Consider the following 22,323-nt stretch of genomic DNA (forward strand, 5'->3'; position numbering starts at 1 on the left):
CACAGGATCATCAAAGCGGCAGGGACTGAGTAAATGGCAAATAATTTTCAGATCGTCATTTCGGCGGTGGACCGGGCAACTCAGACGGTACAGCGGATTAATAATTCGCTAAACCGCGTGACCCAGCCGCTGGTGCGAATTCAACAGTCTGTTCGGCAGTTTTCCAATGCCATGGGCCTCGACAAGGTGGGGAAGGCGATGCTTGGCGTGGGGCGCGCGGCCGGCGATGTTGCCGGAAAGGTGTCGTCGATCGTCGCGCCAATGACCGCAGTGATTGGCGTCGGTTCGATTGCTGGCCTGTTCGCGCTGGCTACCGGATGGGGGGAGCTTGGTTTTGAAGTGAGCAAGACGGCAGGAACGCTGGGCGTGGCCACCTCGGACCTGATGTCGATGCGCGGTGCCGCGCGCCTGGCAGGTGTGTCGTCAGAGCAACTGACCGGCAGCTTGAAATCTGTTGGCGATACGATGGAGGATGCGCTGTTCGGGCGCAACCAGTCCGCGCTGATGCTGCTCAACAAGATCGGCGTCAGCATCCATAAGACTGCAGATGGTTCCATCGACGCGGCCCGTGGCTTCAAAGACATCGCAACTTATATCGCCGGGATCAAAAGTGCTCAGGTGCAAAGCCTGGTGGCCCGCCAGTTCGGCATTGAAGCCGCATTGCCCTTGTTGCGAAAAGGAGCGCAGGGTATCGAGGAGTATCAGCGCCAGGTCGCTGAGTTCGGCGGATCGCGCACGCAGGCTGGCATTGCCGCTGCAGAGGGCTTTGGCCTGAAGATGATCTACCTGAATATGGCGACAGATGGTCTGAAGACCTCAATCGGTGACCGCCTGATCCCGGTGCTGCAGCCTTTTATCGAACGGCTGACCGCGTGGATTGCGGCCAATCGTGACCTGATCGCCACCCGCGTCACCGAGTTTGTCGAGGCGTTTGCAAACTGGCTGAACCGCATCAGCTTCAATGACGTGCTGAACGGTATGAGTAGTTTTCTGTCTCGCATTTCAGACACTGTCGATGCTCTCGGTGGCTGGAAGACTGCCGCTCTGTTGGTAATGGGCGTCATGGCGGGGCCATTTCTGCTCAGCATCGCTTCGTTTGGTATCAGTCTGGCTAGATTGGCGGCCGTCACCATCCCTGTGCTGATCCGTGCGCTGGGGCTGTTGCGTCTGGCGATGCTGGCCAATCCAATTACTGCCATTCTGACCGCCATTGCGACAGTTGCGGTGCTCATCTATGAGAACTGGGACCGACTCGCCAAGTGGTGGCGCCGGATGTGGGGTGACATGTCCGACGATGCTGCCAGTGGACAGGGCAAGATCGCCGCATCAACTGACAAGCTCGCCAAGGGCGCAAAGAGTGTCAGCGATGGCTGGAGTACTACACCCGAAGGACAGGGTGCGTCTCCGGCCATGCCAGGAGGTGGACGGTTTAACGGCCACGGCGCTTCTGGTGACTGGGAGTCGTCACCAGGCAGCGACACGCGCCCTCGCGGCATCCGGAACAACAATCCGGGCAACCTGCGCACATGGGGCAATACCCCGCGTGAAGATGGCTTTGCCCGGTTTGCGACGCCTGAAGCCGGCTTGAGCGCGATGATCCAAAACCTGCAAACTCAGCAAAGCAAGCATGGCCTCAACAGTATCGCCAGCATTATCGGTAAGTGGGCGCCAGCGAGCGAAAACAATACTGCAGCCTACATCGATGCGATGGCCAAGAATACTGGTTTTGGCCCGAATCAGAAACTTGATCTCACAGATAAGGCAACTGTGGCACCACTCGTATCGGCCATCATCAGGCAAGAGGGTAACCAGGGCGGCTTCAGCAAGGATATGGTCGAGAAGGCTGTGGCCAGGGTTGTGGTCGACTTTAAAAATGCGCCAGCTGGCACGACGGCAACGGCAAGTACGAAAGGTGGAAATATGGTCCCAGTAAGGGTCAGTCACGCGATGCCGACGTTGGCGGCAGGATGAGTATCGATAGCGCCCTGGGCGCGTTGCAGTCGATCACTACTACTATCAGCATTGCTGATAACACCATCAAACGCGTTGCCGCCGATTTCGGTGGTGGCGGCCTGGGCGGTGATTCGGGTACAGGCTGGGCTGCGCAGTTGCGGCCCGCCTCTTGGCGCGGTGTGCCTTTTGGTGTCCTGGGAGGTGGTATCAAGTTCGGCCGCCGTACGGCGGTTCATGAATATCCGTACCGCGATACAGTCTGGGTGGAAGACCTGGGCCGAGCGGTGCGTCGCATCACAATGACGGGATTCCTGGTTGGTGACGATGTGATTGCCCAGCGTGATCGCATGATCGCCGCAGCTGAGACTGCAGGCAGTGGGGAGTTGATACACCCGACGCTTGGTCAGCTCACCGCCAGTGCAGTTGAATGCGTGGCTGAGGAAAAGTGGGAACAGGGACGGGTATTCCAACTAAGTTTCACGTTCATCGAGTCAGGGAAACGGGTTTTCCCGAGTGTGCAGGTGTCGACGGGTTCGGCGGTATTGAAGGCATGCGCACAAGCCGATGCCGCATCCAAGGGCGACTTCCTGGCAAGTACATCAGCGGCGCTCAAGCAGGGTGCGGCAGTTGTTGCGAAGGTTGCCAGCACGGCGGCTACCTGGGGGCGCCAGGCGCAGCGTTTGGCTAACGACGCGACGAACTTATACAACATGGTGGGTACGCTCAAGGGTGGCTTTGGCCGCTATGCCAAGGGCAATGGTATTGCCGGCATCGCGGTGGCTGCTGGTGCAGTCTCCACTGCGGCCAATTCCATTCCCAAGCTGATAGCGCTTGGCTCGGCCGCTCGCACGGCTGTTTCGAGCGCAGTCGAAAAACTTACATCAACGGCATCGGGATTGGGATCATGAGTACAGGTAGCGAACTTGTTGACGCGGCGCACGAATTGGCGGCCGCAGTCAAGGATGCGGCAGTGCAACCAGGCGACGCTATGCGTTTGCTGTCCATTCTGGCTGTCAATGTGCCCCCTGATCCTGCCACGTCGTCGGCAATCGGATCGGCAATGGCCTCGGTGCAACACGCCACTGGCGACATGTTTCGACGGGCCGCTGTCGTAGCACTGGCCCGCGCGTCTGCAGCTTATCAGCCCACTTCTGTGGAGGATGCGGCGGCGGTGCGCGATGCGGTTTGCGCGTTGCTCGATGCTGAAATTACGATCGCTGGCGACCAGGGGCAGGACGCCACATTCAATGCATTGCGGGAGGTGCGGTCTGCGGTGTCGCTGGATCTGGCCACGCGTGGCGCCGGCCTGGCATCCATTATCACTGTCACTAGCGTGCAGCCGGTGCCGGCGCCGGTGCTGGCCCAGCGGTTGTATCGCACACCTGGGCGGGCCGATGAGCTGGTGGGGCAGGCAAATCCGATTCATCCAGCCTTCATGCCCACAAGCTTTAAGGCACGGTCTTCGTAATTAACCGGCAGGTAGGGTTTGAACAGAGTGGGTTTCTGGGGGCCCTCGGCGCTCCATTTTTTCGGCCCGTTCGCATACGAACGATGCGGGATGACCATTGCCAGTGTAGTAGCGCACCAGCTGTGGCGCGAACTTCTTGCATTCGGCCATCGTCTTAAAGTCGCGGGCATGCACGGAGCCGCCCATATACCCATCCGAAAAGATGATCGTCAACGCAACAACGATGCTCATGGTATTCACATTTCATAAAGAACAATATGGCTGATGATCTCACATTAATTGTCGGAGGTCGACTTTTGTCCGGCTGGACCTCGGTACGAGTTACGCGCGGCATTGAACGGTGCCCTAGTGATTTCGAGGTGGTCATGACCGAACTCTATCCAGAGGAGGTTGGTGCTTTCGTCATTCAACCAGGCGACGCGTGTCAGGTGTTGTTGGGCAGCGATCTGGTCATGACCGGCTACGTAGACCGCTTCATTCCTTCCATGGATGCCGGAACGCACGCAATCCGTGTTGTCGGCCGAGGAAAGTGCGCGGACCTGGTCGATTGTGATGCAGAGTGGCCAGGTGGACAGATCAGCGGATCGAGCGTGCTGGAAATCGCGCGCAAGCTTGCTGCGCCATATGGTATTTCACTGACGGGAGATGCCTCCTATCCGATCAGCGTCAGTACGGATGTAACGGATGCTGGACCGCCTCTACATCAGTTCAACTTGATGCTCGGAGAAAAAGCCTTCGAGATCATCGAGCGCCTGTGCCGCTATGCGGGGCTGCTTGCCTACGATGATCCTGCTGGGAATTTGTTTCTGACACAAACGGGGAAAGTATCGGCGGCCAGCGGTTTCAAGCAGGGTGTCAACGTACAGTCTGCTTCCTTGGAGTATTCCATGGACCAACGATTCTCCGAAGTGCTGGCGTTCATTCAGAACCTGGACACGTTCTCGGATGCTGGCGATGACGGGAACCTGGTAGCCACCGTGACCGATCCGAATGTGCCGCGTCATCGGCGCAAGGTGCTGATCGCGGAATCGGGAGATAGCGGATTTGATGTGCTCAAGCGGCGCGCCAACTGGGAAGTGGCACGGCGATCTGGCCGCTCGCGGCGGTTGCAGGTACGCACCGACGGCTGGCGTGATTCCGACGGTGCGTTGTATGCACCGAACACCCTGGTAGCGGTGGATTTTCCGGCATTAAAGCTAGCGCCCACGACCTGGCTGATCAGTGAAGTGAGCTACAAGCGCGATGGGCAGAGCGGCACGACATGCGAGCTGGTAATCATGCCGCCGGACGCCTTCATTCCGCAGCCGATGCTGCTGTACAAGGTACTGGCTGATGTGCCGGCAGCGGGCGCGCCATGATCGGGGCGATTGAGCGGCTGTACCGTTGCATGCTGCTGGCGTTCGGCCGGGGACGCGTGACCTTTGTGGACGACAGCGGACCAGTGCAGAAACTGCAGGTGAGGTTCGGCGGCATGGAAATCATCGACAACCTGCCGGCGCCACACGACTTCGGCTTTACGTCGAATCCTCCAATCGGATCTGATGTGTTCGTTTCATTCATGGGTGGCAATCGGACCAATGGAATCGCGGTCACTATCGGCAGCCAGGCCTACCGCATGAAAAGCCTGGCGTCGGGTGAAGTCGCCATTTACGACAGCCTCGGCCAGTCGGTGCATCTCACCCATGGCGGCATTGTCATCCAGAGTGCAGGGCTACCGATCACGATACACGGCAGTATCAAGCTGCATGGCGATCTTGATGCAACCGGCGATGTCACTGCCTCTGGCGTCAGCCTGGTCAACCATCAGACCGCTGGCGTGAAGGCTGGCGGCGATACATCAGGAAAGCCGATACCAACATGAGTGATACAGCAACAATCTGGGTGCGCGACCTGGGTCGCGCTGACTGGGCGATGGATGGCCTGGCGCTGCAGACAGGTAGCGATTTGGAGACGGCCATCATCATCAGTCTCTTCTCCGATCGGGAGGCAAATCCTGATGATGACATCCCTGACGGAACGCGCGATCCTCGTGGATGGATTGGCGACGTCGACCAGCCCTACAAGGTGGGGTCGCGCATGTGGCTGCTCGATCGAGCCAAGCAAACCACGGAAACGCTACGGCGGGCAAACGACTACATCGCTGAGGCGCTGCAATGGCTCATTGCTGATCGCGTGGTGGCCAGGTTCGATATCACGACGCAATGGTCGGCGCCCACGATGCTCGCGGCCAATGTTGTGGCCTACAACGACCAGGGTTCATTAATTCCGATGAACTCAAGCTGGGTTTGGAAAGTGATTAACTGATGCCATATACACGTCCCACGTTAAGTGATCTGCGTAGCCAGGTCGCGCAGGACATTTCCGCAGCGTTGCCAGGCGCAGATGCCTTGCTGCGCTTCTCTAACCTCAATATCATAGGAGTTGCTCAGGCGAACCTTGCTAATTTGCATTATGGCTATTTGGACTGGATCGCCCTGCAGGCCAATCCATTTACCGCCACAGACGAGTATCTTGAAGGCTGGGCAGCCTTGAAAGGAATCTACCGTAAGGGGGCGACGTCGGCAACAGGGAAGGTGACTTTCTCTGCCACGAGTGGCTCAGTTATCGGGGCAGGGACGACTCTGGTACGCGGCGATGGCGCAACTGCATACACCTTGGATGATGCGGTGGAGATTGGTGGGCGCGTGACGGTCCGCGCCACCATCACTGCTGATCCAGCAGGTAGCGCGGGGGCATTTGGCAATGCGGCGGTGGGAGTTGTCATGTCCCTTAGCCAAGCGCACGCCGGCATTCAGGCCAACGGCGTGGTGAGTGTAGCCTTCACTGGCGGCGCTGATATTGAAAAAGACGACCCTTTTCGTAGCCGCATGCTTGAAGCCTACCAAAGCACGCCGCAAGGCGGCGATCGTAGCGATTACGTGGGCTGGGCCAAAGAGGTGCCTGGTGTTACGCGCGCATGGTGCTCCCCTAACTCTTTCGGTGCTGGCACGGTCGTTGTGTATGTCATGTTTGATAACGCCAATGCAGCGCAAGCAGGCTTTCCTCAAGGTGGGGATGGTGTGGCTTCGGAAGAGCCTCGGGCGGTCGCGGCGAACGGTGACCAGCTGGTCGTTGCCAATCATATTTTTCCAGTGCAGCCCGTCACTGCGCTGGTCTACGTGGTTGCGCCATTGGCCGCCCCCGTAAATTTTTCGCTGTCTGGTATTCCGGTGGGGAAGCAAGCCGCTGTCCGGGCCGCACTTGCCGATGTGTTTTTTCGTACAGGGAAGGCTACCGGAGGCAGCACGCCGATCGCGTTCGCCTGGTCCGCCATTGCTGCGGTCGCAGGCGTCAGTGACTTTGTGATTGTTGCGCCCACGACTGACATCATCAACGCCGCCGGCACGCTGCCGACTGTCGGCGTTATTACCTACTCATAATCCTATGGCACCAGCATATACCGCCGCTGATTACCTCAGCGCGTTGCAGTCCCTATTGCCGCGCGGGCCTGCTTGGCCACGCGCGCCTGATGCAGTGCAGACGTCTGCACTTGCCGGCTTGACGCCGATCTATGCGCGACAGAACCTGCGCGCCAACCATTTACTGGTTGATGGATTTCCAACGACAACCGTTGAATTACTGCCTGAATGGGAGGCCGCGCTTGGATTGCCCGACCCATGCGCAGGGCCAGCTCCCACGCTGCAAGGCCGTCGGGCACAGGTGGTCGCACGTTTTACAGCGACAGGAGGCCAGTCCGTTAACTACATGAAGTCGTTTGCCCTGAGCCTTGGGTATGCCATTGATATTGCGCAGTTTATCCCGGCGCGGGCTGGGATATTGCGTGCTGGCCTGCCCCTGTGTGGAAATGCCTTTGCACATGCCTGGCGCGTGAGCACGCCATTACATAGTTCGTTTGCGTTTCGCTCTGGCTTGTCGATGGCTGGTGAGCCGTTGACATCGATTGGCAATGCAGTCCTGGAGTGCGAACTCCGGAAGGTCGCGCCAGCTCACACAGTCGTCTTTTTTACTTACACCTAACAAGGAACTCTATGTACCGTATTGATGATCCTAGCGCCGCAGCGGCGTTACCAGAGCCAGAAGCGGCTGGCAGAGAGGGGTTTTTTACCGAGGGCGTTCCCGGCGTGAAAGAGGCCACGCTGGTACGTGCAAGTTTTCTTAATATGCTTCAGGAGGAGCTGCGCAATATCGTGCTGGCGGCTGGCGTAGTGCCGGCTAAAGCTGACTATACCCAGCTGCTCAAAGCGCTTCGCTCTGCTGGGGTTTTTCAAACTGCTGCGCAGTTCGACAACACCACGAAAGTGGCGACAATGGCCGCAGTACGAAACGAGCTGCTCGGATTGGGGAACTCAGTTTATGCCGCTATTTTTGGCGCGTCCCTCGCACCGAACGGGTGGCGGAAATTGCCAAGCGGCGAGATTATGCAGTGGGGTTATGGCTCAACCTCAGATGGGTCTGGTACTTCAACTGTGACATTCCCTACGGCGTTCCCCACGGCACTTTTACACATATTCCCATTCTACGAATCTAGCGGCAACGTTCCTTCAACCAATCCATCCGTTATTAATGCTGGCATAACTTCTTTGTCGGGGGCGAAGATTTTTACCTGGAATGGCATAACTATCTCTGGGGGAATTACCCCGTCATACATTGCTATCGGCAAGTAAAGGAAATTCTAAATGAGTATATTTTTCTCAGTTGCAACCGGTGGCTTTTACGCCTCGGAGTTGCGGGAAGACTATGACGTTGCTGGAACATGGCCGGCGGATGCGGTAGAGATTGATGATGCGGTCACCGAAGGAGACCTGCGTGCGGCAATTTTCCGTGGCGACGCAATCGCGTTCTTCGAAGGTAAGTTTGCCTTTACCCCCGCACCAGCGCCCCCATTCGCGCCAATCGCAACCGCATACCTGGACTCCGTTCGCGTCATCCGCGAACAGGTACTCAACCGCTTGGCAGGGATCGGGATGGCTGCATTGCTGGCCGCCGATACCATGACCGCCCAGGCAGTTACGAGTGCCCGCCAGGCGCTGCTCGACATCACCGTGGTTCCCGATGTGTTGGGGGCTACAGACCTCGATAGCTTAAAGGCGGCAGTGAAGTCTGCCTATGCAGCAATTATCGCGGCAGCGCCCCCTGTCATCCGCGAGGCGTTCGATCCAGCTGCGATCTAACCGAACCCCTCTCCAGTTACCCGCTTCGGCGGGTTTTTTTATTTCAACTACCTGAAAGGTATTCATGGCCCTCGAAACGACCGCCGCTGGCGGCGCACTGATTAAATTTTTTGGCCTCCCGGTCCTGGCCGGCGCTGCCGCAACATCGCTAGGATTCATGTTCATGTGGCCCAAGACCAAGAAAGAAGCATTTACGCGCTTTTTCGTGTCCACGCTCTTTTCCATTCTGTTCGGCCCCGCGCTGGTAGTTGCCGTGCGCTCCTGGTGGCCAACCTTGTTCGATAGCGCAAAGGACGTGGCAGCCCTGTATGGCAGTGATCCTGCGGTGGGCTTCCTCTTTATCGCCGCGCCGCTGATGGTGGCCGCTGGCTTACCTGCCTGGTGGGTGCTGGGCGCCACGGTTCGCTGGCTCGACAAGCGCAAGGACAAGGACATCGGCGAGCTGGCGCGCGACGTGGCTGCCGCCGTCAAGGACGTGCGGGGTGGCCTGTGAGCGCCGTCACCTTGGCCCAGCTGGTGGCCATCATGCCGCTGGCCCGCACTCGTGCGGTCACCTTCCTGGCGCCGTTGAATGCGGCCATGGTGGAATTCGGCATTACAACGCCGGCGCGCCAGGCGTCGTTCCTGTCCCAGGTCGGGCATGAGTCTGGCCAGCTGCGCTATGTGCGTGAGCTGGCCAGCGGCCAGGCCTACGAAGGTCGCGCCGACTTGGGCAACGTGCGCGCGGGCGACGGCATACGCTTCCGTGGGCGTGGCCTGCTGCAGGTGACTGGCCGCGCGAACTACGCTGCCTGCGGCAAGGCACTGGGACTGGATCTGCTGGCTCAGCCCGAGCTGCTCGAGCAGGCTGTCAACGCCTGTCGCTCGGCCGGCTGGTTCTGGCAGACGAAGGGACTGAACGCCTTGGCCGATGCTGGCGACCAAGAGCGGGTGACGCGCCGTATAAACGGTGGCGTGAACGGTTTGGCCGAGCGCCTGGCGCTGTTCGCGGTTGCGCAGCGGGTGTTGGCTTGATCGCGCTGGCCAAGCTGGCGGGATTTATACCTGGCTGGCTTTACGGCGCCACGCTGGTGTGCGTGCTGGCCGGCGCCGGCATGCTGCACCAGCACGCACAGGGTCTCGCCCAGGGGCGAGCGGCTGTGCAGTCACTGTGGGATGCCGACAAGAAGAATCGCGCGGCAGAGGAAAAGAAGGCGGTGGCGCGGCGCGCTGCCGAGAACTTGGCGCAAGCCCGACAACAGGCCGCCAAGGCGGCGGCCGTCACGAAAGTCTACGATGACGAAATCAACGATATCCGCGCTCGCCTTGCTGCTGCTGAGCGCATGCGCAAACCCGCCTTCTGTGCAAGTGCTGGACCTGCCGCCCCGGCCGGTGCCGTTGGCGCCGAAGGAGGCGCTGCAGCCGATCCCACCAGCGGGCTACTTCCTGACGCGGTGGCGCGAGATATTCAAGCCTTGATCCTGCAGACGGAGGAAGTGGCCGCGACAGGCCGCGCATGCCAAGTATTCGTGCGTGAAAATGGCATGGCGCCATAGGAGGGATGGCTGATTGCCGCTGCGCTAACAGCAGCAATCAGCCGGTGCCTGGTTAGTAGGCTTGGATTGCCTCATGGGAGGAATTCGACTTTACCACTAGGAGGTACACATTTTGGCACTACCCATCATCCCCTGGATCGGCGGCAAACGACGCCTGGCCGACCGCATCATCCCGCAATTTCCACCGCACTCCTGCTACGTCGAGGTCTTCGCCGGCGGCGCCGCGCTGTACTTCATACGGCCGCCGGCCGAGGTCGAGGTGCTGAACGACGTCAACGGCGAGCTGATCAACCTGTATCGAGTCGTCAAAAACCACCTGGAGGAATTTGTCCGCCAGTTCAAATGGGCGCTGTCGAGCCGCGAGGTGTTCAAGTGGCTGCAGGACACGCCGCCGCATACCCTGACGGACTTGCAGCGCGCGGCCCGTTTCTTCTACCTGCAGCAGCAGGCCTTCGGCGGCAAGGTCGACGGGCAGAGCTGGGGCACGGCCACCACCGCACCGCCGATCAACCTGTTGCGCATTGAGGAGAACTTGTCGGCCGCACACCTACGTCTGTCTGGCGCCTACATCGAAAACTTGGATTGGTACAAGTGCATGGAGCGCTACGACCGGCCGCACACGTTGTTTTACCTGGACCCGCCATACTGGGAGACAGCTGGGTATGGCGTGGAATTCGAGTTCGAGCAATACGTGAAGATGGCCGAACTTATGGCCAGGCTGAAGGGAAAGGCCATCCTGAGTCTGAATGACCACCCGGACATCCGGCGCGTGTTCGCACGTTTTCAGATGGATACGACGGGTATCCAGTACAACGTTGGCGGCGGTGGTCGGGCTGTAGAGCGTAAGGAACTGATAATTTACAGCTGGGATAGGGCTGCCGAGCCTGCTGGTCTTTTCTGAATTTCCGGGACTGTAGCCAGTTGCCAATGACGACGAGATCGTTCTGGCGCTGGCGCGGGACTGGCCGCGTGTGCGGAAATAATAGTTGGAGATCGACGTGGTGATTGCGGGGTGCCGAGACTAATAGCACCCCTAATTTATTCACGATGATAATACGGGAACGCTATTTCCCGAGCAAATCATCATAAGCATCGAGCATAGCTTCAACCTCAGGCCATTTATGATCCATACTAATTAATACTTCTAGTGGATGCGCGCCTTTTCGATGCGACTTGGCGATTGCCCAAAGTAGGTAGTCTAGCGTTACGGGCGCGCCCGATGCTTGAAATGCATGAGTCGTATTTATTACGGCATGATGTGGGAATTTCTTGTTGGCTTCATCGATCTTCGTTATCAATTCAGGACTTTTCCCCCGTAGTGCAAGTTTTTTGTGTCCATCCAATTGAGCGGCGTAATGTGCAGCAACTTCTTTCGCAGCCGCTACCTCAGCCCTCAGTTCTTCCAATTCATCATGCGTTGCAGCGGCAGGGGTTGCTCCACCTAGCTTCCTTATTAGGAGACTGAAAACTTCTTCATATTTTTCATGATCGGTAAAGTCCCCATAAAATTTCCCTTTCAGAAATCCAGGAAGCGCTACGTTTTCTAGCAATAATGGTAGTACCACAACTCTGTTTTCTTCGATCTCTCTGTTTGATGCAATATCGAGTTCGCGCGTTACCCATTTGCTTGCAATAGAAGCATTGGAAAGTATCGCGGCAACATAATCGACATCGTCAAGTCCCTCACGAATTTTTTCGATAAGCGAATCTCCGATATTGATTTCTGCTTCATCGATCCAGACCGCATGGCCTGCTTTCCTTAAATCGTTGCCAAGCCGTCTTGCGAATGGCTTATCTGAATGTGAATGGCTTAAAAATATACTGCTCAAATTACCCTCCTGTATTTCTTAAAAGTATTGCAATATTTTTATTGATTCGATGGCAAAGAATAGCCAATTTCTGTAAATCCATCGTCATCGACGTCTGCGATGGGAATTTCAACCAATGGGCCGATACGAACTCCGTGAATATGGGCAATGGTTGTTGAAATCGCGTATCTACGCGACACGATATAGTCGTCCTCGATGATGCTGTAAATTTTAAATTGGGAAACTGCGACGGTGGTACCTCTTGACGCAATAATGGGCATTCTGTCTCCAATCTAAAAAATATCATAGTCGCCTTTCTTGATAGAAATTGCAACAGTTCAAGATGGAATTATGAAACCGACGAGCTTGTGCGCTGGCTCATCGAGCGCGGCGACGGCGGGCCAGTGGCCATTGCCGGGATATGGGAGTACCGTCCAGCTGATCAGCTGCACTCGTTCTCGATGCTAACGATCAACGCCGACGGGCACCCGTTGATGCTGCGCTTCCACAAGCCTGACGACGAAAAGCGCGTGGTGATGATCCTGGATCCTGACCAGTACCACGGCTGGCTGGATGGCTCGCTGGTGTCGGAAGAGGACGTTTATCGACAGTATGGTGAAGAGCTGCTCGTTGCGCAGCCCGACCCTATGCAGCCGCGCTCCATTGCAAAAACACCTACGCCGGCCGCGCTAGCGGAGCAGGGCGGGCTCTTCTAGTTACAAATTTCACCTTCTGGTTTCCCTTGCCTGGCAATATACTGTGTTTTTGTACAGTATTTGTTGAGGTGAGTGATGAAAGTTTGGGCATCGAGGCGGCGAGAGGATGGGGCGGTGCTGGCAGCCCCTGTACCGGTAGTAGAGGGCGCGATACTTCTCGAACTGTTGGTGGTCGACGTAACGCTGGAGGGGAATCGACGCCCTTCAAAAGTGGCACGGCTGCAGGTGATTGGCGTGCCGCGCATTCTGGCGCAGCTGGCCAGGCCCAAGTTGGTGCGAGTTCAAGGATGGAATATAGTGTTGAGCGGCATTGAGGCAACGAGGGATGAGTCTGGCCACACTCGCGAGGTCGCCCAGACCTGGGTATGCAAACTTTTCGTACCGGAAAACGCTATCGGATTCCGCGCCAGGGAACTGTATCGATCCGGAGTGGCGCTACCGAAAAAACTTGCGCGTGAGAGCGGTGGCTCGCGCGGGTTGCTGGCGGTGGCTGATGATTACTCAAACGTGCTTCAGCGCCAGGCTACGTGCGCTGAGCTGCGCGGCCATCAGATTTCCACATTTCCGGAAGGCCGCCTGATCGACTGTTACATCGAGTGGATGTCGGAAGAGTCGTTTGAACTGGGCGGCCTGCAGTTGCGCTCGAGTTTCGAGAGCCGTCCGGAGCAGTTGGAGCGCGGCGGGTGGCTGGTTGGCATCGACATGAAAGAACGCGAGCTGACGAAGAGCGAGGCGGGCATGATTCGATAGAATACCGATCGAGTTTAACGCGCGAGGACGAACTGGCATCGGGCAAACGAAAAGTTATGAGCAAGATTCGAAAACCCCTCAGCATCGAGCAGCTGAAAGAAATCCAAGGTCGCAATGACTCGGCCGACGTGCGTGCGCTTTTGTGGGAGGTTCGGCGCCTGCGCGAGATCGCGGCGGCGGCCGATGAATTGGAGCGCAGCTTGGGGCCGCGTATCGGTATGTCTGGATTGATCCGTGCCTCGCTTCGGGTTCAACTGGACGGCGAGCCTTGCACTGTCTCGATGCCTCCATCCACATGAAAGTAGCCGGTCAGCGTGCCGGGCAAGATCGTCCGGCGGATGCCCAGCCGGCCACGCGCTGTTGCCGGTCGATCAGCACGATGACCTGGCAGCCGGCGGCCACGCTGCCGTAGTTGAGCTGCAGCACGTCGCCCTGGTGATGATGGCTGGTGGGTGTTCCAATACGTGCTGCCAATGCGAAACTATCTTCACCGAGTAGGATCGTATTTTTCATACGGTTAATACCCGCCGTGCCACTGCAGGCCGCGAGAAAAATACAAAAGGGAATTGCCTGCAGATAAAACATGGCTGAGACTAAAAGAATGGGCTTTGCCGAGTTAACCAGCTTACACCGCGCATTCCAGCCCGAACTGTGTAAGCGCAAACAGCAGTCAGATCGGTTTTACAGGGGGGGGGGGCAGGTAAGTGCAGACGTCTGCACTGAGCGCTGGCTCAACGGTGTCTGCGTTGTTGGAGCATTGGAAAATCTAAAAAATCGTTGGAAAATACAAAAAAAGGGTTACAAGCCGAAGCGTGTAACCCTTTGATTTTCATACAATTCTGTGGGGTGGCTGATGGAGCTCGAACCCACGACAACAGGAATCACAATCCTGAACTCAACGTTAAGCTTGCATCTCTGTGGTGGTTAGATCTTGTCTAATACGGGTAACGTCCCAGCAAGCGTGAACCCTCTGATGTTTGTTGAGGAATGAAATGGCATCCAACCAACCGACTACGGCTTCGTATCGCCGCTTATAAAATTCAGCAACAGACTTTGCGCCGCCGAGGCGATTATGCTCTTCAATACACCAAGCAAGTTGCTGAAGTTCGATCCCGACAATTGCAGCTATTGACCAAATAGATGGCTTTATCTTATCAATAATCTCTCTTTTTCTTGCTTCAACAATATAGTCCGATGATGAATTGAGAGCTGCGCTGCCCGCTGCGCCAATGTAAAAGAAGATTGTTTCCGGCTTAAGTGGCAGACCTGGATGCATAGGTGGTATTTCTAGCCTGTGGGCAAGTAAGCCATCGAGTTGCAATGAAACGTTGGCTAAAACCCTTTGAAACTCGTCAATATTGGCTTGTGAACTTGCCCTTTCTAGTTGTATTTTTTGAAGCCAGACTGTGAGCAAGACGCCAGCGAACGCGAGAAATGAGAAAAGAGGACCAAGCACACCCCCGATGTAACCGCCGAAATTAGCCCAAGCGCCATCGGCAGAAGAGAGTTGAAAATTGTTCTTGGGTGCAAAGTTGTAAAAGTAGAGCGATAGAAGCGCCAATGAGAAAAATACAGCGGTAAGAGTGATTTTTCTTGCCCAAGAAAAAATTGGTTCCAGATCAGTATTTTTCAAAAGGACTCCTTTAACGCGGTCGCTTACAAAATTTTAGGCGTAACATTAAGCTTAACTTTTAAGAGTTGGCGTAAATTTTCATAGGTAAAAGTACTGCTGCATCATGTACGTAGGTTATAGCTGCTTACAACGAAACCCAAGGATATGCGCGACGGGTAATGTTACAAAAAAATGATTTATCTATTAAGTATTTCAGATAGCACGGATGGGCGCCACACTTTTCCTACCTCAGAATCTTCGTGAATCCGTCCGGAATAAATTCCTATAAATTTCGTTGCCCTTCCAATATGCATAACGTGTGATCCGTCTGATCTCTCGTAATTGTGGAGCCGCAAGACGACCGGTGAACCTGACATTCCAGAACGTGTGGTTGCATCAATTAGGAAGACAGGTCTCCCTGGTTCAAAATCGATGTCGGGATCTGATGCAATGTGTCCCGTTTTCCAAATTGGCCAGCTCTGGCCAGCACTTAGGCCTAGGGGATAACCGATTACCGAAACAGGAAATGCAGGCATCGCGATCATATCCACTGCAGCGAGCGCAAGGTCTAAAGGATATATGGCTACTTGGGCGGTCACCTCTGGTGGTAGTGGGATAGCCACAACGTCTACTTCTTTTCCTAGTGGATGCTCTTGCCATAGCGAATGCTGGTCCTCGTCGAAGAGTTGGATATCAACATGCGACCATTGCCCAAATTTCCCCTTAGTGTGGAAGCGAACGCGAAGTATGTTGGGGATAGCCGCATGGATTTTATCGATGCAATCGCCTGTGTCAGGCTTTCGGCCGGTAACGACGTGCCAGTTCGTGACTAGGTATGGAGTCTTATTCGATTCAATCGTGAACGCGGTTGCCGAGGCTAGTTCAATGCCATTGAACATTGAGACAACGTGAAGGGATGTTGCGGACAGCGGATCTATAAAAATTGGTTCTGGCACTTATGCACTCCACTTTAAGGTGTTTTGAACCGCGAAATGACTGCTAACCATGGGTGTCGGCGATAGAGCAACCCCTGTTTTTACACGTAGAAATCGAGAGCCGACTTTAGCATACCTTTCTTTCGCCGAATTCTAGGTTAGTAAATGACCGAATTTACAATTTTTTAGCTATTTCCGCTGCAGTTTCGTTGTAGTAGACCTGTAGCTGGCGAATGTCTTTGTGGCCAACCATCCTTGCCAGTTCGAGAATATTCAACTTCTTAGCCAGCCTTGTAATAGCTTCGTGCCTGGAGTCGTGGAATGTGAGGCCTTTGACGCCTGCTCGTATAACCGCTTTCCGGAAAAGGACGTCCCGGCTTTCATCTGAAACGTTAAAGTAGGGGGTGCTGGTCGCAGGCATTGGAAGTTCATTGAGGATTTCGAGCGCGCGTTTTGAAAGGGGGACGTCACGCTTGCTATCGTTTTTCGTGCGTGGGAGGTGCGCCACCCAGCCGGTGATGCTATCAGGAGTGAGGCTTAGGATTTCTCCCGACCGCATGCCAGTTTCAATCGCGAACAAAAAAGCTGCTGCGACGACGCCAGATATATTGGTGATCTGGCCATCGTAGGCAAGGGCTAAACATATCCTATCAATTTCATCTTGACTGATGAGGCGATCCCTTGGCGGTGGGTCCTTCGGGCGGCGAACATCCGCGGTGGGACTCTTCGCAGCCCAATTCCATTCGCGGCGTGCTGTCGTGAAAACGTGTGAGATCAAATTAAGGTCGCGATTGACCGTTGACCCCAATACCGTTAGTAGGCGCATATCGCGCCATTGCCCCAGAATGTCCGGGGTAATCTCCGCGACCAGGTAGTCGCCCAGTTTCTTGTCGGCGACGATGTGCTTAGCGATTGCAGCTAGTCGGATGGTTTCCCATCGCGCACCCTTCTTGTGGACTGAGACCTCGTCGCGGTACCGTTCAAAGGCTTGTAGGCAGGTTTTGCCTGCGACGATGCCGTTGGCGTCACTGCGGCGCAGCTGTGCCTCCCGCTCAGCCGCCCATGCCACGGCTTCTGCCTTAGTACTGAATGTCTCTGATTCCCTGGTGCCGAGTACGGCAATTTCGGCGCGCCAACCGCCTGAACGTTTTCTGAATGATGCCATGACTTCTCCAATTTGGCGTAATCATGGCGTAAATTTGGCGTAACGCCTATCAGTTTTTATCGGGTTTAATCGGGAGTGATCGGATTGATCAGGCAAGAAAAAAGCCACTAAATCCTTGATTCTATTGGATTTAATGGCTTTATCGGTACTTCTTTGATGTGTTCTGTGGTGCCGGGAGCCGGAATCGAACCGGCACGCTGTTTCCAGCGCGGGATTTTGAGTCCCGTGCGTCTACCTATTCCGCCATCCCGGCAACGCGAGACGCATTATCACTGATTTGTCACAATCTGGCAAGTTTTATGCTTGGCGTGCGTTTTGCCCAAGCCTGCAGAATCTGTGACGCTGCCGATTCCAGCGCAAGAAGCGGAGTGCCGCGCCCGGCTTGCCGGCCTATCTTTTCCCTTTCAACCACATGAAGGGGAAGCAAATGTTACAACTGGAAAACAAGGTCGCCATCATCACGGGCGCCAGCTCGGGCATCGGCCATGCGGCGGCGCGCCTGTTTGCGCGGCATGGCGCGCGGCTGGTGCTGGTGGCGCGGCGGCGGAAGGAACTCGATGCGCTGGTGGCTCAGCTGGCGGACGGCGGCGCGCAAGCCGTGGCCTGCGCCGGCGACGTGGGCGATGCGGCGTGCGCGCAAGCGGCCGTGGCGCTGGCGCTGCAACGCTTTGGCGGCCTCGATATCGCCTTCAATAATGCGGGCACCCTGGGACCCATGGGACCCACGCCCGAGCTTGCCCTGGAAGACTGGCGGGCGGCGGTCGACACCAATCTCACCAGTGCCTTCCTGGCGGCCAAATATCAGCTGCCCGCCATGGCGGCGCGCGGTGGCGGTTCGCTGATTTTTACCTCGACCTTCGTCGGTCATACGCTGGGCATGTCCGGCATGGCCGCGTATGCGGCCAGCAAGGCGGGCGTGATCGGCTTGACCAAGGCCCTGGCGGCCGAATATGGCGCGGCGGGCATCCGCGTGAATGCCCTGCTGCCGGGCGGCACCGATACGCCGATGGGGCGGGTAGTGGCGAATACGCCCGAGGCGCTGGCCTTCGTGGCGGGATTGCATGCCCTGAAACGCCTGGCGACGCCGGACGAGATCGCCCGCTCGGCGCTGTACCTGGCGTCCGATGCCTCGAGCTTCACCACCGGCACGGCACTGCTGGCCGATGGCGGCGTGTCCATCGTGCGCGCATAAAGCACGCGCAGAAACGCCGACGGCCCGGGGATGAGCCGGGCCGTCGGTGGTGTGCGCTACATCAAGCTCAGTTGTGAACCGAGTTCAGCTGGCGCGCGATGATGTCGTGGTTGAGCCAGACGACGGGCGCTGGCGGTTCCGACATGGTGTGGAACATCAGCGGGCCCGTGCCTTCCAGCACCAGCGAGCTCAGGTGGTCGGTGATCAGTTCCTTGCGGTCCTTGTGCAGCTTGGTGATGTCGTCCGAGGTACCGATCATGACGTCGGCCAGCTCAGGGGTGTTGTCCATCGGCCAGGCGGCGAAGTTGCGGAACTGCACGCTCGTGGCGTCGCCATTGTAGGCGGCGATACGGTCGAGCAAGTCTTGCAGCGACACGCCGTCTTCCAGCAAGCCCTGGCAGATTTTCCATTGCTCTTCGGCCCAGGCTGCGCCGCCTTCTTTTTTCAGCGCGTCGAGCAGGGGGAACAGGGACAGTTCCACGCCGACGAAAATGTCGGACGAATTCGTGCGGATTTCCGGGCAATTGAAGACGGTCGCCTTGATGCCTTTTTCCCACGCGGCCTTGGCCACGTTTTCCAGGCGCATCTTGGCCAGGCCTTGCGTGTAGTTGCTGTAGGTTTGCCACTGGTATTTGCCGTCGATCAAGATCTCGGTGCCGTGGTAGCCGTAGGCGCTGTAGCGCACCTGGCCGCCCGTTTGCTCGATGCGGGCGCGGATGGCGGCGCTGCCGTCGATCAGGTGCTGCAGGGTGTTGGCCGTGACTTCGTCGAAGTTCATCAGGATCAATTTACCCAGGTCGCTGTCGAGCAGGGCGCGCGAAGACATGAAGCGCTCGCCGCGGCCTTTGTAGATGCGGTTGGCGATCGCCAGGAAGACCTTGACCTTTGGAATGCCGCCCGCCATGGTGTGGGCGAAATACACATTGCTGCCGTCAGGAATCAGGCTGTCCAGTTCGGCCATGGCTTTGGCCACGGAAGCGCTGAAGCGGGCGATGCCGGCTTCGCGGCAGCGTTCGATCTGCGCCCAGTCCAGCTTGTCTTCCTGCCAGCTTTTCAGGGTCATGTCGGCCAGCAGGGCCGTCGGCGTCGGTTCGCCGGCTGGCGCGTCGAGGTCGAAACCGGCCATCAGCGGCACATTGATGATGCGGCCGCCCAGGTTGGCTTCGGCTTCGGCCAGCTCTTCCGCGTTCAGCGGGCGCAGCGCCATGTTTTCATCGCGGCGGCCGACCGTCATGCCGACGATATTCATGCCCGCCTTGCGCGCTTCGTCCAGCAAGCCATTCACATAGCCGCGGCCGAACAGCTCGCCGAACAGCACAAAGGTGTCGCCCTTGCGGAAGATATTTTTTTGCGGGATGTCTCTCAGGGACGTGATCTCGGTCATGGTGTCAATTCATTCAAAAATTAGCAGGGCAGATGGCTGTTGCTGCTGCCCGCTGGTTCAACATAGTGTGAAATTATGCGCCATTTCAGCGGGGAAAATCTTCTTGCGAATGATTCTCGTCTGGAATGGCATCTTCTTCTTCATGCAGCTCTTATTCTTTCGCCAAGGCGTATTTTACGCTGCCCCGGCGCACAGCGCCCGCGGACTGGCCCGGCAGGCGCCGATATTACCTCAGCTTGGCCGCGCAGGTCAGTAAAATTGATCTAAAACAAATCCTGTTGTCCCGAGACCAGGCGCGAAAAATCGTCGCCCAGGAAGGGCAAGATGGCGTCCGCCACCGGCTGCAGCTGGCGCGTCAGGTAATGCTGGTAGTCGATGGGCGAGCGCTGCGTTTCCAGCGGTTCCGGCCCCGCCACCGTGATGACATAGCTGATCCAGCCGCCGTTCTGGTATTGCAATGGCCGGCCCTGCGCCAGGTTGTAGGCGTCGGCCGTGCGCGCCGCGCGCACGTGGGGCGGCACGTTGCGCTGGTAATCGTCGAGCGGGCGGCGCAAGCGCTTGCGGTAGACCAATAAGGCGTCGAACTCGCCGCGCACCGTGCGCGCCACGTAGTCGCGCACATAGTCCTGGTAGGCGGCGCGCTGGAAGATACGCAGGTACAAGGCTTGCTGGAATTGCTGCGCCAGCGGCGTCCAGTCGCTGCGCACCGTTTCCAGGCCCTTGTAGACCATCTGTTCGCTGCCGTCGGGCTTGCCCACGAGGCCCGCGTAGCGCTTCTTGCTGCCTTCTTCCGAGCCGCGGATGGTGGGCATCAGGAAACGCCGGTAATGGGTCTCGAATTCCAGTTCCAGCGCATTCTCGAGGCCGAATTCTTCGCGCAGATGGGCGTCCCACCAGGCGTTCACATGCGCCACCAGGGCGCGGCCGATCTTGCCTGCCTCTTCATCCGTATGCGCTGTTTTGAGCCACACAAACGTGGAATCCGTGTCGCCATAGATCACCTGATAACCTTGCTCGGTGATCAGCTCGCGCGTGCGGTGCATGATGTCGTGGCCGCGCAGGGTGATCGACGAGGCCAGGCGCGGGTCGAAAAAGCGGCAGCCGCTCGACCCCAGCACGCCGTAAAACGCGTTCATGATGATCTTTAACGCTTGCGACAGCGGCGCGTTGCGCTCGCGCTTGGCCGCCTCGCGCCCTTGCCACACCTGTTTCACGATGGCAGGCAGGCAATGTTTTACGCGTGAAAACTGCGCGCCCCGGTAGCCGGGCACGGTATCGGCCTCGTCGCCGCTGGTGCCCACCACCAGGCCCACTGGGTCGATCAGGAAAGTGCGGATGATGGACGGGTACAGGCTTTTATAGTCGAGCACCAGCACGGAATCGTACAGGCCCGACTGCGAATCCATGACGAAGCCGCCGGGGCTGTTTTCGCCCGAGACATCGCCCAGGTTGGGCGCCACGTAACCCTGCCGGTGCATCAGCGGCAAGTACAGGTGCTCGAAGGCGGCCACGGAGCCGCCGCTGCGGTCGGCCGCCAGGCCCGTCACGCTGGCCCGTTCCAGCAGGAAGGTCAGCAACTCGGTCTTGGCGAAGATGCGCGTGACCAGCTCGCAATCCTTGAGGTTGTAGCGGGCCAGCGCGGGCTTGTCTTCGCGGAACCGCCGGTCGATCTCGGCCATGCGCTGGTAGAGGTTGTCGATGGACTTGCCTTCACCCAGCAAGGTCTGCGCCACGTTTTCCAGGCTGAACGAAGAAAAATTCCACGTCGCCGAGCGCAAGGCTTCGATGCCGTCGATGATCAGGCGTCCCGCGGCGGCGGCAAAGTAATGCTCCTGCTTGCCGCCATGCTCGCGCCATTCCATGACGGCGCCGCCGCGTCCCAGTTTCAACGGTACCTGGTAGCGCTCGGCGTGTTCGCGCAGCACGCGCAAGTCGAACTGCACCAGGTTCCAGCCGATGATGGCGTCCGGATCGTGCCGCTCCATCCACGTGTTCAGGCGCTCGAGGATCTGTGCGCGGCTGTCGCAGTATTCGAGGTCGAAGTCGAGTAGCTCATCGCCGCCGTTTTGCGGCCCCAGCATGTAGACCTGGCGCTGGCCGCAGCCTTCCAGGGCCAGCGAATACAGCTCGCCATGGGCCGTCGTCTCGATATCGAGCGAGGCCAGTTTCAAGCTGGGCCGGTAGCCGGGTGCCGGTTTCAGCTGCACGTCCTGCCCTGTTTCCCCTTTGACGCTTACCGGCGCCGTAATGAAACGTTCCATCAGATAGCGCTCGGGCGGGCGGATGTCGGCTTCGTACACGTCGACACCGTGCGCGCGCAGCTGCTTTTCCAGCTTCAGCAAATGCCGGTATTGCTTGCAGTACAGGCCCAGCACGGGACGGTGGTGAAAATCGCACAGCGACAGGGGACGCAGCTCGGCATGGCGCTCGCCGCGCAGCAGCTGTTGCGCTTGCTCCTGCTGCTCCATGGGAAGGAAGGCCACGGCCGTCTGCACGGGCAGGCGCACGTGGCGGGGCCCGGCATCCGTTGCCAGCCAGAAATCGACCTCCGTGCCGGCGGGCGTGTCGCGCCAGTGGCGGGTCAAAATGAAGCCCTGTTCGGGCGGGTGCTGCGCGTTGCCTGTCATGGTGCCG

The 22,323-nt window shown here is 57.7% G+C and carries 26 protein-coding genes and 1 tRNA gene; 18 read left to right on the top strand and 9 right to left on the bottom strand.

All coding sequences use genetic code 11. The features are described from left to right. Window positions 1–33: 33 nt before the first annotated feature. Genes JAB8_RS29575 through JAB8_RS19050 form a run of 3 tightly spaced genes read left to right on the top strand, consistent with a single transcriptional unit; the run spans window position 34 to window position 3,421 of the window. A complete protein-coding gene (locus tag JAB8_RS29575; RefSeq protein ID WP_070290978.1) occupies window positions 34–1,971 on the top strand; it encodes a hypothetical protein in 1,938 nt (645 codons plus the stop codon). Further along, a complete protein-coding gene (locus JAB8_RS19045; RefSeq protein WP_070290979.1) occupies window positions 1,968–2,861 on the top strand; it encodes a DNA circularization N-terminal domain-containing protein in 894 nt (297 codons plus the stop codon). Before JAB8_RS29575 ends, JAB8_RS19045 begins: the two co-directional genes overlap by 4 nt. Next, window positions 2,858–3,421 (top strand): hypothetical protein, encoded by a 564-nt coding sequence (locus JAB8_RS19050; RefSeq protein ID WP_070290980.1) that lies wholly within the window; start codon window positions 2,858–2,860, stop codon window positions 3,419–3,421. The genes JAB8_RS19045 and JAB8_RS19050 overlap by 4 nt, the downstream gene beginning before the upstream one ends. On the opposite strand, the gene JAB8_RS19055 is transcribed toward JAB8_RS19050, so the two are convergent. Next, window positions 3,422–3,652 carry a hypothetical protein gene (locus JAB8_RS19055; protein ID WP_070217942.1) on the bottom strand — a complete coding sequence of 77 codons (231 nt, stop codon included), beginning with the start codon at window positions 3,650–3,652 and terminating at the stop codon, window positions 3,422–3,424. Between the two features lie 26 nt (window positions 3,653–3,678). Here JAB8_RS19055 and JAB8_RS19060 point away from each other — a divergent pair, with 26 nt between their 5' ends. The 11 genes from JAB8_RS19060 (at window position 3,679) to JAB8_RS19105 (ending at window position 11,028) form a co-directional block, all read left to right on the top strand. After that, window positions 3,679–4,779, top strand: coding sequence for a phage baseplate assembly protein (locus JAB8_RS19060; protein WP_070290981.1), 1,101 nt, complete (start codon window positions 3,679–3,681; stop codon window positions 4,777–4,779). Continuing rightward, window positions 4,776–5,282, top strand: a complete 507-nt coding sequence (locus JAB8_RS19065; RefSeq protein WP_070290982.1) for a phage baseplate assembly protein — start codon at window positions 4,776–4,778, stop codon at window positions 5,280–5,282. Before JAB8_RS19060 ends, JAB8_RS19065 begins: the two co-directional genes overlap by 4 nt. Then, entirely contained in the window at window positions 5,279–5,725 is a 447-nt protein-coding gene (locus JAB8_RS19070) for a phage GP46 family protein (RefSeq protein ID WP_070290983.1), read from the top strand. The genes JAB8_RS19065 and JAB8_RS19070 overlap by 4 nt, the downstream gene beginning before the upstream one ends. Continuing rightward, window positions 5,725–6,840 (top strand): baseplate J/gp47 family protein, encoded by a 1,116-nt coding sequence (locus JAB8_RS19075; RefSeq protein ID WP_070217950.1) that lies wholly within the window; start codon window positions 5,725–5,727, stop codon window positions 6,838–6,840. The genes JAB8_RS19070 and JAB8_RS19075 overlap by 1 nt, the downstream gene beginning before the upstream one ends. Before the next feature lie 4 nt (window positions 6,841–6,844). Further along, the gene (locus tag JAB8_RS28260; RefSeq protein ID WP_071654436.1) at window positions 6,845–7,438 is read left to right on the top strand and encodes a putative phage tail protein; all 594 of its coding nucleotides are present in this window, start codon (window positions 6,845–6,847) and stop codon (window positions 7,436–7,438) included. An 11-nt stretch (window positions 7,439–7,449) separates the two neighbouring features. Further along, window positions 7,450–8,085 carry a hypothetical protein gene (locus tag JAB8_RS19080; RefSeq protein WP_070290984.1) on the top strand — a complete coding sequence of 212 codons (636 nt, stop codon included), beginning with the start codon at window positions 7,450–7,452 and terminating at the stop codon, window positions 8,083–8,085. A 12-nt stretch (window positions 8,086–8,097) separates the two neighbouring features. Next, window positions 8,098–8,592 carry a hypothetical protein gene (locus JAB8_RS19085; protein WP_070290985.1) on the top strand — a complete coding sequence of 165 codons (495 nt, stop codon included), beginning with the start codon at window positions 8,098–8,100 and terminating at the stop codon, window positions 8,590–8,592. Window positions 8,593–8,755: 163 nt separating this feature from the next. Continuing rightward, window positions 8,756–9,085: a hypothetical protein gene (locus tag JAB8_RS19090; RefSeq protein WP_254679549.1), complete on the top strand. Its 330-nt coding sequence runs from the start codon at window positions 8,756–8,758 to the stop codon at window positions 9,083–9,085. Next, window positions 9,082–9,606 (top strand): glycoside hydrolase family 19 protein, encoded by a 525-nt coding sequence (locus JAB8_RS19095; RefSeq protein ID WP_343216105.1) that lies wholly within the window; start codon window positions 9,082–9,084, stop codon window positions 9,604–9,606. The genes JAB8_RS19090 and JAB8_RS19095 overlap by 4 nt, the downstream gene beginning before the upstream one ends. Continuing rightward, on the top strand, window positions 9,603–10,127 hold the full coding sequence (locus tag JAB8_RS19100) for a hypothetical protein (protein WP_070290987.1): 525 nt from the start codon (window positions 9,603–9,605) through the stop codon (window positions 10,125–10,127). Before JAB8_RS19095 ends, JAB8_RS19100 begins: the two co-directional genes overlap by 4 nt. Before the next feature lie 112 nt (window positions 10,128–10,239). Further along, a complete protein-coding gene (locus tag JAB8_RS19105; RefSeq protein ID WP_070290988.1) occupies window positions 10,240–11,028 on the top strand; it encodes a DNA adenine methylase in 789 nt (262 codons plus the stop codon). 163 nt (window positions 11,029–11,191) lie between these two features. Here JAB8_RS19105 and JAB8_RS28265 read toward each other — a convergent pair whose 3' ends face one another. Both JAB8_RS28265 and JAB8_RS29160 read right to left on the bottom strand, forming a co-directional pair. Then, window positions 11,192–11,956 (bottom strand): toll/interleukin-1 receptor domain-containing protein, encoded by a 765-nt coding sequence (locus JAB8_RS28265; RefSeq protein WP_071654437.1) that lies wholly within the window; start codon window positions 11,954–11,956, stop codon window positions 11,192–11,194. 38 nt (window positions 11,957–11,994) lie between these two features. Next, a complete protein-coding gene (locus JAB8_RS29160) occupies window positions 11,995–12,216 on the bottom strand; it encodes a hypothetical protein (RefSeq protein ID WP_139143087.1) in 222 nt (73 codons plus the stop codon). Between the two features lie 24 nt (window positions 12,217–12,240). On the opposite strand from JAB8_RS29160, the gene JAB8_RS19110 reads away from it, so the two are divergent. The 3 genes from JAB8_RS19110 to JAB8_RS19120 all read left to right on the top strand — a co-directional run bounded on the left by JAB8_RS19110 (window position 12,241) and on the right by JAB8_RS19120 (window position 13,700). Next, window positions 12,241–12,651 (top strand): SOS response-associated peptidase family protein, encoded by a 411-nt coding sequence (locus tag JAB8_RS19110; RefSeq protein ID WP_275528106.1) that lies wholly within the window; start codon window positions 12,241–12,243, stop codon window positions 12,649–12,651. 114 nt (window positions 12,652–12,765) lie between these two features. Next, window positions 12,766–13,401: a hypothetical protein gene (locus JAB8_RS19115; RefSeq protein WP_139143089.1), complete on the top strand. Its 636-nt coding sequence runs from the start codon at window positions 12,766–12,768 to the stop codon at window positions 13,399–13,401. Between the two features lie 56 nt (window positions 13,402–13,457). Next, complete coding sequence (locus JAB8_RS19120; protein WP_070290991.1) at window positions 13,458–13,700, top strand: hypothetical protein; 243 nt, start codon at window positions 13,458–13,460, stop codon at window positions 13,698–13,700. Window positions 13,701–13,710: 10 nt separating this feature from the next. Here the strand turns inward: JAB8_RS19120 and JAB8_RS29165 are convergent, their stop codons facing one another. From JAB8_RS29165 to JAB8_RS19130, 4 genes are all read right to left on the bottom strand, one after another. After that, a complete protein-coding gene (locus tag JAB8_RS29165; RefSeq protein WP_139143090.1) occupies window positions 13,711–13,986 on the bottom strand; it encodes a hypothetical protein in 276 nt (91 codons plus the stop codon). A gap of 316 nt (window positions 13,987–14,302) precedes the next feature. Continuing rightward, a complete protein-coding gene (locus tag JAB8_RS29170; RefSeq protein ID WP_139143091.1) occupies window positions 14,303–15,034 on the bottom strand; it encodes a hypothetical protein in 732 nt (243 codons plus the stop codon). A gap of 1,089 nt (window positions 15,035–16,123) precedes the next feature. Continuing rightward, entirely contained in the window at window positions 16,124–17,113 is a 990-nt protein-coding gene (locus JAB8_RS19125; RefSeq protein WP_070290992.1) for a site-specific integrase, read from the bottom strand. Between the two features lie 166 nt (window positions 17,114–17,279). Then, window positions 17,280–17,366 (bottom strand) — tRNA-Leu (locus tag JAB8_RS19130). A 174-nt stretch (window positions 17,367–17,540) separates the two neighbouring features. Here JAB8_RS19130 and JAB8_RS19135 point away from each other — a divergent pair. Beyond that, window positions 17,541–18,305: an SDR family oxidoreductase gene (locus JAB8_RS19135; RefSeq protein WP_070290993.1), complete on the top strand. Its 765-nt coding sequence runs from the start codon at window positions 17,541–17,543 to the stop codon at window positions 18,303–18,305. Between the two features lie 67 nt (window positions 18,306–18,372). Here the strand turns inward: JAB8_RS19135 and JAB8_RS19140 are convergent, their stop codons facing one another. Continuing rightward, complete coding sequence (locus JAB8_RS19140) at window positions 18,373–19,689, bottom strand: hypothetical protein (protein ID WP_070290994.1); 1,317 nt, start codon at window positions 19,687–19,689, stop codon at window positions 18,373–18,375. A 263-nt stretch (window positions 19,690–19,952) separates the two neighbouring features. Next, window positions 19,953–22,316: a DNA polymerase II gene (locus tag JAB8_RS19145; RefSeq protein WP_070290995.1), complete on the bottom strand. Its 2,364-nt coding sequence runs from the start codon at window positions 22,314–22,316 to the stop codon at window positions 19,953–19,955. Between the last annotated feature and the right edge of the window lie 7 nt (window positions 22,317–22,323).

Origin of the sequence: Janthinobacterium sp. HH106 (assembly GCF_001758725.1) — a bacterium.
In the GTDB taxonomy this organism is placed as follows: domain Bacteria; phylum Pseudomonadota; class Gammaproteobacteria; order Burkholderiales; family Burkholderiaceae_D; genus Janthinobacterium.

Coding starts and splice junctions, on each gene's coding strand:
- JAB8_RS29575 (WP_070290978.1), top strand. CDS start 34: ATGGCAAATAATTTTCAGATCGTCATTTCGGCGGTGGACCGGGCAACT.
- JAB8_RS19045 (WP_070290979.1), top strand. CDS start 1,968: ATGAGTATCGATAGCGCCCTGGGCGCGTTGCAGTCGATCACTACTACT.
- JAB8_RS19050 (WP_070290980.1), top strand. CDS start 2,858: ATGAGTACAGGTAGCGAACTTGTTGACGCGGCGCACGAATTGGCGGCC.
- JAB8_RS19055 (WP_070217942.1), bottom strand. CDS start 3,652: ATGAGCATCGTTGTTGCGTTGACGATCATCTTTTCGGATGGGTATATG.
- JAB8_RS19060 (WP_070290981.1), top strand. CDS start 3,679: ATGGCTGATGATCTCACATTAATTGTCGGAGGTCGACTTTTGTCCGGC.
- JAB8_RS19065 (WP_070290982.1), top strand. CDS start 4,776: ATGATCGGGGCGATTGAGCGGCTGTACCGTTGCATGCTGCTGGCGTTC.
- JAB8_RS19070 (WP_070290983.1), top strand. CDS start 5,279: ATGAGTGATACAGCAACAATCTGGGTGCGCGACCTGGGTCGCGCTGAC.
- JAB8_RS19075 (WP_070217950.1), top strand. CDS start 5,725: ATGCCATATACACGTCCCACGTTAAGTGATCTGCGTAGCCAGGTCGCG.
- JAB8_RS28260 (WP_071654436.1), top strand. CDS start 6,845: ATGGCACCAGCATATACCGCCGCTGATTACCTCAGCGCGTTGCAGTCC.
- JAB8_RS19080 (WP_070290984.1), top strand. CDS start 7,450: ATGTACCGTATTGATGATCCTAGCGCCGCAGCGGCGTTACCAGAGCCA.
- JAB8_RS19085 (WP_070290985.1), top strand. CDS start 8,098: ATGAGTATATTTTTCTCAGTTGCAACCGGTGGCTTTTACGCCTCGGAG.
- JAB8_RS19090 (WP_254679549.1), top strand. CDS start 8,756: ATGTGGCCCAAGACCAAGAAAGAAGCATTTACGCGCTTTTTCGTGTCC.
- JAB8_RS29160 (WP_139143087.1), bottom strand. CDS start 12,216: ATGCCCATTATTGCGTCAAGAGGTACCACCGTCGCAGTTTCCCAATTT.
- JAB8_RS19120 (WP_070290991.1), top strand. CDS start 13,458: ATGAGCAAGATTCGAAAACCCCTCAGCATCGAGCAGCTGAAAGAAATC.
- JAB8_RS29165 (WP_139143090.1), bottom strand. CDS start 13,986: ATGTTTTATCTGCAGGCAATTCCCTTTTGTATTTTTCTCGCGGCCTGC.
- JAB8_RS19125 (WP_070290992.1), bottom strand. CDS start 17,113: ATGGCATCATTCAGAAAACGTTCAGGCGGTTGGCGCGCCGAAATTGCC.
- JAB8_RS19135 (WP_070290993.1), top strand. CDS start 17,541: ATGTTACAACTGGAAAACAAGGTCGCCATCATCACGGGCGCCAGCTCG.
- JAB8_RS19140 (WP_070290994.1), bottom strand. CDS start 19,689: ATGACCGAGATCACGTCCCTGAGAGACATCCCGCAAAAAAATATCTTC.
- JAB8_RS19145 (WP_070290995.1), bottom strand. CDS start 22,316: ATGACAGGCAACGCGCAGCACCCGCCCGAACAGGGCTTCATTTTGACC.